This window comes from Dyadobacter luticola, from assembly GCF_005860805.1.
In the GTDB taxonomy this organism is placed as follows: Bacteria; Bacteroidota; Bacteroidia; order Cytophagales; family Spirosomataceae; genus Dyadobacter; species Dyadobacter luticola.
In genome coordinates this window covers 452,901-466,798 of the sequence record NZ_VCEJ01000002.1, presented here as the reverse complement: position 1 = coordinate 466,798, position 13,898 = coordinate 452,901, and the positions used below count along the sequence as shown (strand labels likewise).

Genomic DNA, 13,898 nt, shown 5'->3' with positions numbered 1-13,898 from the left:
ATTCCCATGTCTATGTATGTTATTTTATAACTAATCATTGACAAAGACAAAAAGCTATGCCAATTCAAAGCTCTTCAATCTGACGGGTCAGCTTGGCAAGAAAGCTAAGAAGTTGCTCCTTATCACGTCCTTCGACGGAGTAACTTTTTGACCTTAGACTCCCGTGGGAAATGTTTTCTTTGTACGGAGTTGATAAGTAGGGCGCGACGGCATGGAAAATAGCAGATAGCGACTTAGCTGCGATTATTTTTGACTGATCGGCTGCCTTGAAAAAAAGAGCTAACTGATCGACGGTTAATTTACAGAGCACCTTATCGGCAGTCTTTTTTATATAGCTATTCGCTTTGGGAGCCGTATACGGGGATTCACTACCTTTCCCAGTATTGCTTCTAGACCTGAATTCTATTTCACAAATGAACCAGTTGTTGATCGTCAGCGACAGGTCATCATGTTGTCGGTCGTAAGCCAATCCCTTGATTACCGGTATTTGATTGAATGACTTTTGTAAGTAGGCTAACTTTTCGATACTATTACCAGAGGCATCTTCCTCGATCTGGTTGGTAAAGCGATGGCTTAGATATTTGACGAATCTGGTAGAGTTGAAATTCCGCTCAATGAGTAGCAACTCTAAGCTGCAAAAATACTCGTCACCTGGATTTTGCTGTTCGCGAGTGCATATTTGGTCGTTGAGATCTTTAAAGTACTCTGCCTGTCGTGAGGTGATGTTTACCAGATTGCCTATATTAAATACTGCGTTGAATTCATCTCGTATTAAGGAAGCAAGCGCCGGATGAGAAGACAATAAGATGTTGTCTGTCGGTTGAGCAAAATCAATGGCTGGCACCTCTAAATTGTATTTTCTTAGTGGCTCATCTGGACTTATGCTAACTGTGTACCTGGTCAAAAGAAACGTATGGATGTCGGCCAGGCTGGCGACAGAAAGCTCTAGGGCTTTCTTCGAGATCACTGATTCGGCTGCTATCAGCTTCAAGTTGCGCTTTGCATTGTCAATCAGATTATTCAGCGCACTGAAATATGAATCCAGAACTTCCTGGAATTTTCGCTTTTTGGGATAATTAAAGGCAAGCTTCTTCAAATAAGCGATCTGTTTGGCCTTTTCATCCCGCACCTCCTCCGAAAAGGATTGAAAGCGATGATCTTCAAAATTCGCAGACTGCGTTTGTGTAGGGTTGAATTCATTAATTGTACGATCCAACCATTCTAAAATATACCCCTGTTCCATACCAATCTTCAATTCGTTTCGCATCCGTTGACTACCTGTCTGATGGTATGTAAAACTCGAAGATCTGGCAAGGAAAGTAAATACGAGAAAACTAGTATTTAGAGGATTGAACGCTACGCATAATAGCGTATTTTCGACTACGCATAAACACGTATATGACGGTTATCGACCGAATTTAGCCGTTTTCCCAAATTTCTAGCCGACTAAGTAATTCAATTTTATTGGAGACGCCGAGCTTTTCGAAAACGTTCTGAATGTGCTTACTTACCGTCCGCTCTGAAATGAAAAGTTGGTCTGCTATGGACTTGTATGACTTTCCTTCCCGGACTAAGCGAACAACATCTTTTTCACGGGAAGTTAACCCGACTGTCCCAAGATTAATCTCAAAACGTTGGGCAGGTGAAATGCCGCTGGCCTCCAACTGCCGGATCATTTGATCGATCAAATCGAGCTTGGACATTGACACCTCTTCATCTCCACTCGCCAATTTGCTCAGCCGATCGTATTCTTCTCTGCTCTCCTGGATTGACCTTCTGATGAAAAGCACGGTAATTACAATGAAACCTACATTGGTAAGTAGTGCTTCCGGTACTTGATGGATGCGGAAAAACGCGAAGAAGGGTAATGATGCCCAGGGGATAACTGCAAGATAAACGGCTGTTACTTCAAAGAAGCGGCGGTCTTGGATACGGAATAAGTGCCGGGACGCGCAGTCCCAAGGCTGGCGGCTAAACTTTCAGACCCTATTGAATAGAAAAAGCCGCCATTATGCCGTAAGCTTTTGGCGACTTAAGTAATCTTCCATAAATAGGGCCACTTATTTAGCTGCGCTTTTGCCGAGTTTGTTGGGCAAACAGCTTATAAGTAGCATATGTTTTCAATTAGCCCGACGCGGTTTACTTCTCATAGTTCTCAAATATTCGTCTGCCTCATTGTACAAGTCCTCAACTGTCTTCCTTTGACCTCCTCGGATCCACTCACTCAATTCCCTTCTTTCGAAGTACAATCGTTTGCCCTTTTTATGCACAGGAATCTGCATCTTGCACACCTTGCTGTAAATTGTTGAAGTTGAAAGGCTCAGAAATTTAGCTGCCTCAGATATCGTCATCATTTTGGTATCATCGAGACTGGCTGAGCCAAAGTTTTTTTCTAAATATCCCTCTATCCGTAGCAACCTGTCTCTAATTTCCCCGACCACATTCGGTAACTGTTCAAAAGTTATCAAATCCATAATTAGTCATCTAATTTTAAAAAATACTAGTTCTCCTCTTCCTATCTCACAGCTCCGTAAAACTATCAAACCTAGACAATCTGGGCGGTCAATGGCCTCACCAGTCCACTTAGATATGCTGGGAACGAATTGCGCTATTTACCCAAACCCGCCAATGAACAACCATAGCCGAAATTAATCATAATTATGATAAAATATATTGTTTATCATAATTTATTTAGAATTAGTGTACCTTTGAAAAAAATCCATTTTCCTAGTGAAGGATCATCCAAGAATCAGTTATCAAGTCTATCTGAATAAACGGTTAAAAAATGTTTGCTTCCATGGGATTCAAACCGCTCCTCTTTACATCAGATTGATACACAAGAAAAAACCGTTCTATTTCAAAAGCAGCTATTTTGACCAGCTCAGTCGTACAAAATATGGCGTTCAAACCGTCTTGGGATACCGAGCTCCGGTGTTAGACCAAGTGATAACCCTTGAAAATAAGATATTAAGCGTTCTATGTGAAAGGTATTCTTCCGATTTCCAGATTCAAGCCTTTAAGCGAGATTATTATTTACTATCTCAGGATATGCTTTATGCATTGGACGAGGGGTTTCAGCAATATATGATCACCTTCCTTCAAGACGAAGGCTTCTCTATTTTGGCGCATCTTGTGTCAGAAGGTGGAAAGTATTGTAGAGCTGAGCAGATCTTGAACGATTTGGACAAGTCTCTTAAAAAAGAACTCTTCAATAAACTGTCTAGCAATGCGGTCTTTTACGCCCCGCCATACATACCTTTATGCGCACTGGTGAAAGATTTGTGGAAAGAATCGCTTCCAGTTTTATCGATCCTCGACTATCAGAAAGCTAATTTCAGTCGTGTTTTGGAAGAATTTGTCCGAACAAATTATCCCGAATACAAGTACGATGTGATAGATCAATATTTGGGTAAGCTACAAGAGTCTTTAAAACCATGACCAAACCAAACCTTGGGCATGCATGGTTGAAAAATAATTCTTTAACCAAGATTTTTTAAGCTATGTGACCGCAAACAAGAAGTCTATCTATTCCGCTCGAAGGTATTTCTTTGAAACTAAATCCCCTTCAACCGTGAGTTTGATCCTATGCGAAGCGTCACGTTTAAGCTTATCCACGATTTTGACATAGATCATGGTCGTCTTGATATCTTTGTGACCCAGTAGTTTAGACAACGTAACTATATCAGTTCCAAATAGCAATTGAAGAGTTGCAAACGTATGTCTAAAACAGTGGAAGGTTACATGTTTATTAATACCGGCTTCTTTGATCCACTCCGGTAAGGTAGTATCGACGTGATGATATTTAAGTCCCACGAACACCTTTCCTTCTTTCGGCTGACCGAGGAGGTTATATGCTTGATCTGAAATGGGTAAAAACTCGGCGCTACCTGTTTTGTCGACTAGAAACTGAATACTGTAATTACCTGCAGATCCTTTCAGTTCTGACCAAGTCAACGTATTAATATCTGAGAACCTTAGGCCCGTAAGGATTGAGAATAAAGATGCTCTTTTAACAACATCCGATTTGCATGAAGTATTAACTAGTTGTTGTATTTCATCCTGAAATAGAAATTCGCGATGTGTATCTTTTACAGAAATACTATCAATAATCTCTCCAAGATTTACTGGTATAAAGCCTTTCTTGAATGCTACCTTTAAAGTTGCTTTGTACTTTGCGAAATAGCTGACTGCTGTATTCCTTGAAATTGGCCTACTGTTTCGTCCTATACCAGGAGCTGACAAAAGGTAATCCGCATATTCTTCGCTGAATGTTTCATTCAGTTGTGGAAAAAGTACCTTATCACCGGCAAAACTTTTGAAGTAAGCAATTGCCATTCTCCAGTTTTCAAGATTTGACCCCGTTCGTCTTTCCTTTTGATCTTCGAAAAAACGAATAAAATCGCCATTCATCATTCTGTTGGACAAGAAACCAAATCTCAGACTTTGCACTTCAAGTTGCCTTCTAGCGCGTACAGTTTCCGCAAGCTCGATTGTCTCTTTGTTATGTAACCGCTCGAGTTCATTTCGTGGCTTCTCAAAAATATAAATCCTCAGATAATGCTTTCTTGTCAAAATGCCGGTATCTGGATTTGGAACGGGCGGATAGATATCAAGAAAGAGGCTTATCCTGCCCTTCCCAATTTTCTTTCGCCTAAGTGTTACCTTGCTCACTGTCTACCTCCTCTCACCAAACGATATGCTTTATCAATATGCCTTTTGGAAATGTATATCTCCTTGCCCTCTTGAAATTTAGGTATTTTTTTCCTCTTGACCATGCTATATACCGAATCTCTTGTCACGCCAAGTGAGGATGTTATTTCTTCAACGGTGTAGCAATTATCTCTTGTTAGCGGCTCTTCGGCCAACGACTTCTTCTCCAAATGTTTTACCGCTAGTGCGGGCAGAGCAAACAAATTCAGGATTTCTGATTTTAAAATCCTTGTTTTCCTGACTCCCAAGTTTATCGCATTTAACTTACCCGATGCGATCATTAAATGAATCGCTTTTGTGGAACAGGCTAACAAGACAGCGGCATCTTTGACAGTTAAAAATTCTTTTTCAAGAACTTGAACTTTAGGTTTGTCGCGAACCAGCTGTGTATGTTTATTGCTCTCATTAATCTTTTCTTCCATTCTCTGTTGCTTGATATTCTTCTTTCTGAGCTTGTAATTACGCTTTGCGCAATCATCACCACAAAACCTTGTTACAGTAGTTTTGGCTGTAAACTCTTTCCCGCAATGTTCGCAGATACGCTTAATCTTAATATTGGAGCTCATAAGCAGAATATAACTATAAGGGTCAACAAGAACATTTAAGAGTAAATAAGGGAAGTAATCTCTCCGATTTTTTCCAGTCTCGTCATGGCTAATCTGTGAGGGACAACTGGGGGACAAATGTAAACAAAACAGCTCAAAAAAACTGCAAAAAAACTATGGAATTTATAGCATAAGCGACTGTTTTTAAGGGCATTATTTACAGTCTCTTGCAGCTACTTTGCCGTTCTACTTCCCGATACAAAATTTCGAAAAAATATTATCCAGCAAATCGTCAGTCACAATCGTACCTGTGATTTCGCCAAGATGATGCAGGGAAAGCCTGATATCCTGTGCCAGAAAGTCCCCGGTTATGCCAAGCGATAATCCGTTGATTACCTCGGTAAGGGCCTCATGCGTTTTTACGAGATGCTCGTAGTGCCGGGCATTGGTGACCACGGTATCGCCGGCCGCCTGGCCGTGGACGAGGGCGACCAGCTTGCTGGTTAATTGCGGCAAACCCGATTGCGTTTGGGCCGAAATCGGCACGATAATTCTGTCCAGTGCCAGCAATTTTTCTGCCTGGGCTGGGTCTATGTCTATCTTGTTCAACACATATAAAACTTCCTTACCATCTGGTAGCAGCTTTGCTAACGCTTGGTTTTCGAGCAAGGTGGCTTCGCTGTCAAACAGAAAAATGACGATATCCGCCTTTTCCATGGCGGCTTTGGATCTTTCAATTCCAATGGATTCGACCAGATCTGTTGTTTCGCGTATTCCTGCCGTGTCGATGAAGCGGAATTTGAGACCCTCCAAAACGATGGTATCTTCAATTACATCACGGGTTGTTCCCGCAATGCTGGTTACGATGGCTTTTTCCTCATTCAGCAAAGCATTAAGCAAAGTGGATTTTCCGACATTTGGCGAGCCGATGATCGCTACCGGAACTCCTTCCTTGATCGCATTTCCAAAATCGAAGGAATCGATCAGCGGCGCGATAGTCTCCAAAAGCGCATTGATAAGTCTGCGCAGATCTTCGCGCTCGGCAAATTCCACATCTTCTTCGCCGAAATCAAGTTCCAGCTCTATCAGCGATGCGAAGTGAATAAGCTCCGATCTTAATGATGCGAGTTTTTTGGAAAAGCCACCCCTTAGTTGATTTAAAGCAGTTTTGTGACTTGCCTGTGAATCGGCAGCGATGAGGTCTGCCACGGCTTCTGCCTGTACGAGATCGAATTGTCCGTTTAAAAATGCTCTTTGCGTAAATTCTCCCGGCTTGGCAATCCTCGCTCCTTTTTTAATCAAAAGTTTCAAAATCTGCCTGATAATGTAGTCGGAACCGTGGCAGGAAATTTCGACGGAATCTTCTTTTGTAAAGGATCGGGGCGTCTTGAAAACCGTGACCAGCACTTCGTCGATCACTTCTTCCCTATCATAAATAATCCCGAAATGCACGGTATGACTTTCGACACTTTCCAGATTTTTTCCTTTGAAAACCGAGTTAACCAGCGCGATGCTGCCCAGGCCCGAAACCCGGATCACGGCGATCGCACCCACGCCCGACGGCGTAGCAAGTGCACAAATAATTTCCTGCTGATGGATTGGCGTTGTATTCATTTTGCAAATATGCGACTAAATGAAGGATTGGGCCTATATCCTTCCGTTTTTGAAATGTGTACCTTTGTGGGATTTTTGAAGAACATTATTTGTTCTCCAACATTACTAACAATCTCTTTTTACATTTTGCTTACAGAAACTTCTCCTATCGTCACCAGCCAGCTTCCCGTCATGGAAGCTTTTTACACTTTGCAGGGCGAAGGGCAGCATAGCGGTCGCGCGGCTTATTTTATCCGGCTCGGCGGCTGCGAAGTGGGCTGCCACTGGTGCGATGTCAAAGAATCGTGGGACGCGAACATTCATCCCAGGTTTTCTATCGATGCGATCGTGGAAGGCGCATTGCAGCATCCCGGCCGCCTGGCAGTGATCACCGGCGGCGAACCTTTAATGTATAATCTCGACGCACTCACCGGCGCTTTGCAGCAGGCGGGTTTTAAAACCAACATTGAAACTTCCGGCGTGTATCCTTTTACGGGACATTGGGATTGGGTGTGTTTTTCTCCAAAAAAATTTAAAACTCCCCATCCAGACATTTACCAAAAGGCAAACGAGCTGAAAGCCATCATTTATAATAAGAGCGATTTTGATTTTGCAGAGGAACATGCGGCGCTGGTCTCCCCCGAATGTACCCTGTTGATGCAGCCCGAGTGGAGTAAGCAGGACGTGATGCTGCCTTTGATGATTGACTATATCAAAGGCAATCCAAAATGGAAAATGTCGTTACAAACGCACAAGTATATGAACATTCCCTGATGCGTTTTGCTGCTTACATATTTGGTCTTTTTGTTCTTCTGATCCCCCATTATTCGTCCGCCCAGGACGTCACATTATCCAAAAAAGCCCGCGACATTTACGATAAGGCGCAGCAGGCCTGGCAGGAAAGACGCCTTCCGGAAGCCGTGGCGCTTTTTGAAAAAGTACTGGTGCAGGAGCCTAATAGTTATGATGTGAATATCCGGCTCGCGCAGATTTACGAATTGCAGCGAAACCCGGACCTGACCAGGAAATACTACTCCAAAGCAATTCAGATCAAACCTTCTGCGCCGCAATCTGCTGCGGCATTTCAATGGTTGGGTAAATATTTTTTTGAGTCCGAAAAATACGATTCCGCGCAGGTTTACTATGAAAAGGCTTTCGCGCTTTTTCCGGCGAAATCGAGTTTGTCGAGATTGGCTGAGAAGTCGATTGCCTCTTCGAAGTTTGCCCAGAATGCGATTAAAAATCCTTTACCTATTGAGAAGAAATCTTTGGGGGATACGGTCAACTTTCTGGGGACACAGTATTTTCCGGTACTTACTGCCGATGACGAAACATTGATTTTCACCGGGTTGACAGAAAACCGCGACGAGAACATTTACGTCACGCACCGGAAAAATGATGGCGGCTCCGCGGACCGCTGGAATGTGCCGGAAGAGATTTCAAAAGTGATCAATACCATTAATAATGAGGGTACCTGCACGGTTTCGGCCGACGGGCGCACCCTGGTATTTACGGCCTGCAACCGCGCCGATGGTTTCGGAAGCTGTGACCTGTACATTTCCAAAAAAGACGGTAAAGATTGGAGCGCGCCGGTGAACCTGGGAGACGGCGTCAATTCCAGGGACTGGGAATCGCAGCCCTCACTTTCGGCGGACGGACACATTCTGTATTTCGCATCCGACCGCAAAGGTGGCCAGGGCAAGCGGGATATTTGGGTGACGACGCTCGACGAGAAAAAACAATGGTCGGCGCCGAAGAACCTGGGGCCGGTGATCAACACTTCCGACGATGAAAATGCGCCTTTTATCCATGCAAACGGCCGCACGATTTTCTATGCGTCCAATGGTTTGCCGGGCATGGGCGGCTTCGACATTTTCATCGCACAGCGGATGGATACGGTCTGGTCAAAGCCGGTCAACATTGGGTACCCTATTAATACGGTGGCGGATCAGGTGGGGCTTTTTATTGCTTCAAATGGTAAAATGGCATATTATACCGATGACAGTTCGGACAAAGGAAAAGGCCGCTCGCTGCTTTATTCTTTCCACGTCCCGCCCACATTACAGGAGATGATCGTCCCGACGCGCTATGCGAAAGGGAAAGTTTTTGATAAAAAAACAAATGCGCCCCTCGCCTCCGACATTGACCTTTTCGATTTAAAAACCCAGCAAAAAGTAGGTGCATTTACCTCCGACGGCAAAACCGGAACATTCCTGACCGTACTCAACAGCGGCGGCGAATATGCTTTTTATGTATCTAAAAATGGTTATTTATTTAAGAGTCTGTCCTTTACGGTTGGAGATGCCGATTCATTCGTCAATCTGGACATTCCGATGGAAGCGATAGAAAAGGACCGGGCGGAGGTTTTGAACAATATTTTTTTCCAGACCGGAAAATACGAGCTGGACGAAAAATCAAAAGTGGAGCTGGATAAAATGGCGGATTTCCTGTCCCGAAACAAAGCGATCAAAATCGAGATTTCGGGACATACGGACGATGTGGGCTCGGATACGGAAAACCTGGAACTGTCGAAAAGGCGGGCGCAGTCGGTTCAGCAATATTTGCACAAATCCGGTATTGCCGCAGATAGAATTTCCTCAAAAGGTTATGGCGAAACGAAGCCGGTAGCTGCCAACGATTCGGAAACAAACCGCCAGAAAAACCGCCGGATCGAGTGGCGTATCCTCTGAAAGGATTTGCATAAAGAGCTATAATTTCGCACTTTTGTCGATCTGCCAATGTTGTATTCATCGAGGACGATCATGGTATTGCTCCCTCATACACACTAGTAATCGCCTGTTCCAGGCCGCCCTGATTTTCAAATTATTAGGGTTGATTCGTTAATAAACATTTAGTATTTAATAAATATGTCATCTGAAAAAGTTTCTTGTTTGATCATAGGTTCCGGCCCTGCCGGTTACACCGCTGCTATATATGCTTCCAGGGCCGGACTGAATCCGGTACTTTACCAGGGTACACAGCCTGGCGGTCAGCTGACCATCACGACGGAAGTCGATAACTATCCAGGTTATCCCGACGGCATCAGCGGCCCGGAAATGATGATCAATTTTGAAAAACAGGCAAAACGTTTTGGTACGGATATTCGGTACGGACTGGCTACCGCGGTTGATTTTACTTCCTATCCGCACAAGGTAATTATTGATAACAAACACGAAATCACGGCTGATTCGGTAATCGTTTCCACCGGCGCTTCGGCCAAATGGCTGGGCCTTGAAGGTGAGGAAAGATTGAATGGTCACGGGGTTTCGGCTTGTGCGGTGTGTGACGGTTTCTTTTTCAGAGGACAGGATGTGGTGGTGGTAGGTGCCGGCGATACTGCCGCGGAAGAAGCAAGCTATTTGGCCAAATTAGCCCGGAAAGTGTATCTGCTGGTTCGCCGCGACGAAATGCGCGCTTCGAAGATCATGCAGAAAAGAGTTGAAATGCTGCCAAACATTGAGATTTTGTGGAACACCGACACGGTGAAACTGAACGGTGAACACGCGCTTGAATCGGTTTTGGTAAAAAATAATAAAACCGGCGAGGAGCAACTTTTGGACGCAACCGGTTTCTTTGTAGCAATCGGCCACAAACCGAATACGGATATTTTCAAAGGTTATCTTAATATGGATGAAACCGGCTATATCCAGACTGTAAAAGGTAGCTCCTGCACTAACATTAAAGGTGTTTTTGCTTGTGGTGATGCGCAGGATAATGTTTACAGACAGGCAGTTACAGCAGCTGGTACAGGTTGTATGGCTGCGCTGGATGCCGAGCGGTTTTTGATGGAACGTGAAGTTGAAATTATTATCGAGGAAACAGCTTAATTATTTGCCCAACCCCTAAAATTCTCAGACTATATGTATCATTTTCAGGTACATATAGTCTGATCCATTTTTGAACTATGAAAGTAAATTTTTTAGCAAGCCTGCTGCTTACATTGTGCCTCTTCTCCTGGAATGCACAAGCGCAAGAGCGGGGCAAGTTTAAAAGGAATCCAAAAATCAATCAATCCGGCAATAACGCCAACGAAGGCCCTACTACAAAAGCTACCGCGCCTCAGCCTGAGGATGAATACCAGGTAGAAACTTCCAATTTGAAATTTCAAAACCAGTTTGAACCCGTAAAACCGCTGAACCCGGTTGTAAACGAGGATACTACGACCATCGACGAAGGTGAAACGGAAGTCGTGATCGTGGAAGATTCGCTACAGGTGGCCGACGAGTGGGTGAAAGCGGCGGAATATTATGTAATCTGGGACGCACGGACGATCAATCCTTATGGTTTGAAAGCTTTGGAATTCGATGAGCCCGTCGATTTAACATTATATAATGAAGCGCTCAACCGTAAATGGAGCGCGCCGATGGCCCGCACGCCGACGACCTCGAATTTCAGCTACCGCTGGGGACGCTGGCATAATGGTACCGACCTAGATCTGGAAACCGGTGATACTGTGCGCAGTACGTATGACGGGATGGTGCGGATTGTGGCGTGGGACGGCAGCGGGTATGGAAAATTTATTGTGGTGAGACATTATAATGGATTGGAAACATTGTATGGTCACCTTTCAAAACAAATGGTGGAATCGGGGCAGATTGTGAAAGCCGGCGAGGTGATCGGGCTGGGCGGAAATACCGGCCATAGCTCAGGTTCACATTTGCATTATGAGAACCGGTATGAGGGTAACCCTTTCGATCCGCGGAACATTTTCGACTGGGATAATGCTTCGATCAAATCGGATCATTTCCTGCTTACGAGCAGCGTCTGGGATCATTTAAGAGGAAAATCAAATAAAAGTGAATTCGAATCCGGTGACGCGCCAGCCGCTTACAGCCGCTCGATTTTACATAAGGTAAGGTCCGGGGATACATTGGGCTCCATCGCTTCCAAATATGGCGTCAGCATTTCTTCGATTGCCCGCCGGAACCGGATGTCCACGCGTTCGACCCTGCGGATCGGGCAAAAGCTCCGCATCAAATAATCAGCATTCATCATGAAATTAGATATTTTAGCCATCACAGCCCATCCCGATGACGTTGAGCTGTGCTGCGCCGGCACATTATTGTCCCAGATTGCGCTCGGTAAAAAAGTCGGGATCATAGACCTGACCCGCGGAGAACTGGGGACGCGGGGTACTCCCGAAGGACGCATCCAGGAAGGAAAAGACGCTGCTGAAATTCTGGGAATTACAGTGCGCGAGAATGTCGGACTGGCCGACGGCTTTTTCGTTAATGACGAAGCCCACCAAAAAGCGATCATTCCTTTTATCAGAAAATACCAGCCCGACATCGTCATCACGAATGCTATAACCGACCGCCATCCCGATCATGGCAGAGGCGGTCAGCTGGTTGCGGAGAGTTGCTTTTACTCGGGGCTGCGAATGATCAAAACGTATGATGAGGCTGGAAATGAGCAGGAAGCGTGGCGGCCCAAACAGGTTTTTCACGCGATCCAGGACAGATTCATTCAGCCGGATTTCATTGTCGATATCACCGATTTTCATGATAAAAAAATCGAGGCGGTGCGTGCATTCAAAAGCCAGTTTCACATTCCGGAATATAAAGGCGAAGGCGAACCACAGAGCTACATTTCAACGCCTGAATTCCTTGAATTCATCATCGCCAGGGCCAGGGAAATGGGTCACGCAGTGGGGGTAACATTCGGGGAAGGTTTTACAACCTCCCGAAGGCTGGGAGTTAAGGACATTTCAGTTTTTATATAAACAACAAAAAGCCATCGTAAGTAAAATCACGATGGCTTTTTTGTTTTGCGACGCGGCGATGTCGCTACTCAGGACGAGAGGATCATCCAGAGGCCGAACATGGCCAGCCCCAAATAGAGGGCAGGGATTACTTTATTTTTCATGGCAAATAGATAATTCAGGCAAGTCATTTTCTTTCAGACTCCCTTCCGGAAAAATACGTTGCAAGCATTTTACAAAAAGCCGATAAAAAACTTTCTGGTTGCCGTTAAATAGATTTTTGTTTAAACGACAAGAATTTACAGTACAAAAAGAGGCCTGCTGACTTTCGGATTCAGTACCTCTGTTTATACTTAACACCAGAATTGTAAATGAAAAAACTTTTAAAAATCGTTGGCATCCTACTCGCCGTCCTCATCGTCTTTGCCCTTGCCGGAATTGCTTATGTTAAAACGGCGCTCCCTAATGTCGGCGAGGCACCCGACATTAAAATTGAGAAAACACCTGAACGGATTGAAAGGGGCAAGTATCTGGCCCACAATGTGACGGTTTGCATGGATTGTCACAGCAAAAGGGATATGAATCTTTACGCCGGTCCGCTCGTGGGCGAAGAACTTGGCGGTGGTGGTGAAAAATTCAGCAAAGACGCCGGATTTCCGGGTAATTTTTACGCAAGAAATATATCACCTTATGGCATCGGCGAATGGACTGACGGTGAAGTTTTCAGGGCAGTAACTACCGGGGTGAGCCGCGACGGTCACGCATTGTTTCCGGTAATGCCTTACCACGCTTATGGTCAGCTCGATCAGGAAGATCTTTACAGCATTATTGCTTACGTCCGGTCGCTGAAACCGGTCCAGCACGATGTGGAGCCTTCGGAGGCGGATTTCCCGGTGAGCGTGCTGCTGAATACCATGCCTTCCAAAGCAAATCTGGGCAAGAAACCTGCTGAGTCTGATACAGTTGCTTACGGTGGCTACATGACTTTGGCTGCGGGCTGCGTGGAATGTCACAGCAAATTCGACAAAGGTGCGCGTGTACCAGGCACCGAGTTTGGCGGCGGGATGGAATTTAAACTACCAACCGGCACTGCGCGGTCTGCCAACATTACGGCGGATAATAAAACCGGTATCGGCCTATGGAGCCGCGACCAGTTTGTGCGGCGGTTCAAACAATACAAAGACTCGACTTATGTGCCTCACAAAGTGGAAGCAAATGGCGCCAATACGCCAATGCCGTGGATGATGTATGCGGGCATGAAAGAAACTGATTTACAGGCGATTTATGCTTACCTCCGCACGGTTCCGGTACAAAATAATGAAGTCGTAAAATTTAATCCTTACTAATAT

At 44.9% G+C, this 13,898-nt stretch carries 13 protein-coding genes; 7 read left to right on the top strand and 6 right to left on the bottom strand.

Annotated features, from left to right (window positions below; translation table 11 throughout):
• Positions 1-64: 64 nt before the first annotated feature.
• The 3 genes from FEN17_RS01890 to FEN17_RS27920 all read right to left on the bottom strand — a co-directional run bounded on the left by FEN17_RS01890 (position 65) and on the right by FEN17_RS27920 (position 2,351).
• Entirely contained in the window at positions 65-1,243 is a 1,179-nt protein-coding gene (locus FEN17_RS01890; protein WP_171037807.1) for a hypothetical protein, read from the bottom strand.
• A gap of 175 nt (positions 1,244-1,418) precedes the next feature.
• Complete coding sequence (locus tag FEN17_RS27815) at positions 1,419-1,790, bottom strand: response regulator transcription factor (RefSeq protein ID WP_310589741.1); 372 nt, start codon at positions 1,788-1,790, stop codon at positions 1,419-1,421.
• A 330-nt stretch (positions 1,791-2,120) separates the two neighbouring features.
• Positions 2,121-2,351 (bottom strand): helix-turn-helix domain-containing protein, encoded by a 231-nt coding sequence (locus FEN17_RS27920; protein ID WP_374756665.1) that lies wholly within the window; start codon positions 2,349-2,351, stop codon positions 2,121-2,123.
• 379 nt (positions 2,352-2,730) lie between these two features.
• On the opposite strand from FEN17_RS27920, the gene FEN17_RS01875 reads away from it, so the two are divergent.
• Positions 2,731-3,438: a hypothetical protein gene (locus FEN17_RS01875; RefSeq protein ID WP_138363615.1), complete on the top strand. Its 708-nt coding sequence runs from the start codon at positions 2,731-2,733 to the stop codon at positions 3,436-3,438.
• A gap of 87 nt (positions 3,439-3,525) precedes the next feature.
• Here FEN17_RS01875 and FEN17_RS01870 read toward each other — a convergent pair whose 3' ends face one another.
• From FEN17_RS01870 to mnmE, 3 genes are all read right to left on the bottom strand, one after another.
• Positions 3,526-4,671, bottom strand: a complete 1,146-nt coding sequence (locus tag FEN17_RS01870) for a site-specific integrase (RefSeq protein WP_138363614.1) — start codon at positions 4,669-4,671, stop codon at positions 3,526-3,528.
• Positions 4,668-5,276 carry a helix-turn-helix domain-containing protein gene (locus tag FEN17_RS27180; protein ID WP_171037806.1) on the bottom strand — a complete coding sequence of 203 codons (609 nt, stop codon included), beginning with the start codon at positions 5,274-5,276 and terminating at the stop codon, positions 4,668-4,670. Before FEN17_RS27180 ends, FEN17_RS01870 begins: the two co-directional genes overlap by 4 nt.
• 225 nt (positions 5,277-5,501) lie before the next feature.
• The gene (mnmE, locus tag FEN17_RS01860) at positions 5,502-6,869 is read right to left on the bottom strand and encodes a tRNA uridine-5-carboxymethylaminomethyl(34) synthesis GTPase MnmE (RefSeq protein ID WP_138363613.1); all 1,368 of its coding nucleotides are present in this window, start codon (positions 6,867-6,869) and stop codon (positions 5,502-5,504) included.
• Positions 6,870-7,040: 171 nt separating this feature from the next.
• Here mnmE and FEN17_RS01855 point away from each other — a divergent pair, with 171 nt between their 5' ends.
• The 6 genes from FEN17_RS01855 to FEN17_RS01830 all read left to right on the top strand — a co-directional run bounded on the left by FEN17_RS01855 (position 7,041) and on the right by FEN17_RS01830 (position 13,895).
• Positions 7,041-7,622, top strand: a complete 582-nt coding sequence (locus FEN17_RS01855; protein ID WP_138365233.1) for a 7-carboxy-7-deazaguanine synthase QueE — start codon at positions 7,041-7,043, stop codon at positions 7,620-7,622.
• Positions 7,577-9,538, top strand: coding sequence for an OmpA family protein (locus FEN17_RS01850; RefSeq protein ID WP_229208648.1), 1,962 nt, complete (start codon positions 7,577-7,579; stop codon positions 9,536-9,538). Before FEN17_RS01855 ends, FEN17_RS01850 begins: the two co-directional genes overlap by 46 nt.
• A 177-nt stretch (positions 9,539-9,715) precedes the next feature.
• Positions 9,716-10,675 (top strand): thioredoxin-disulfide reductase, encoded by a 960-nt coding sequence (trxB, locus tag FEN17_RS01845; RefSeq protein WP_138363612.1) that lies wholly within the window; start codon positions 9,716-9,718, stop codon positions 10,673-10,675.
• Positions 10,676-10,752: 77 nt separating this feature from the next.
• Complete coding sequence (locus FEN17_RS01840; RefSeq protein ID WP_138363611.1) at positions 10,753-11,829, top strand: peptidoglycan DD-metalloendopeptidase family protein; 1,077 nt, start codon at positions 10,753-10,755, stop codon at positions 11,827-11,829.
• A gap of 12 nt (positions 11,830-11,841) precedes the next feature.
• Positions 11,842-12,570 carry a bacillithiol biosynthesis deacetylase BshB1 gene (gene bshB1 / locus FEN17_RS01835; RefSeq protein WP_138363610.1) on the top strand — a complete coding sequence of 243 codons (729 nt, stop codon included), beginning with the start codon at positions 11,842-11,844 and terminating at the stop codon, positions 12,568-12,570.
• Positions 12,571-12,920: 350 nt separating this feature from the next.
• Positions 12,921-13,895, top strand: coding sequence for a cytochrome c family protein (locus tag FEN17_RS01830; protein WP_138363609.1), 975 nt, complete (start codon positions 12,921-12,923; stop codon positions 13,893-13,895).
• Positions 13,896-13,898: the final 3 nt, after the last annotated feature.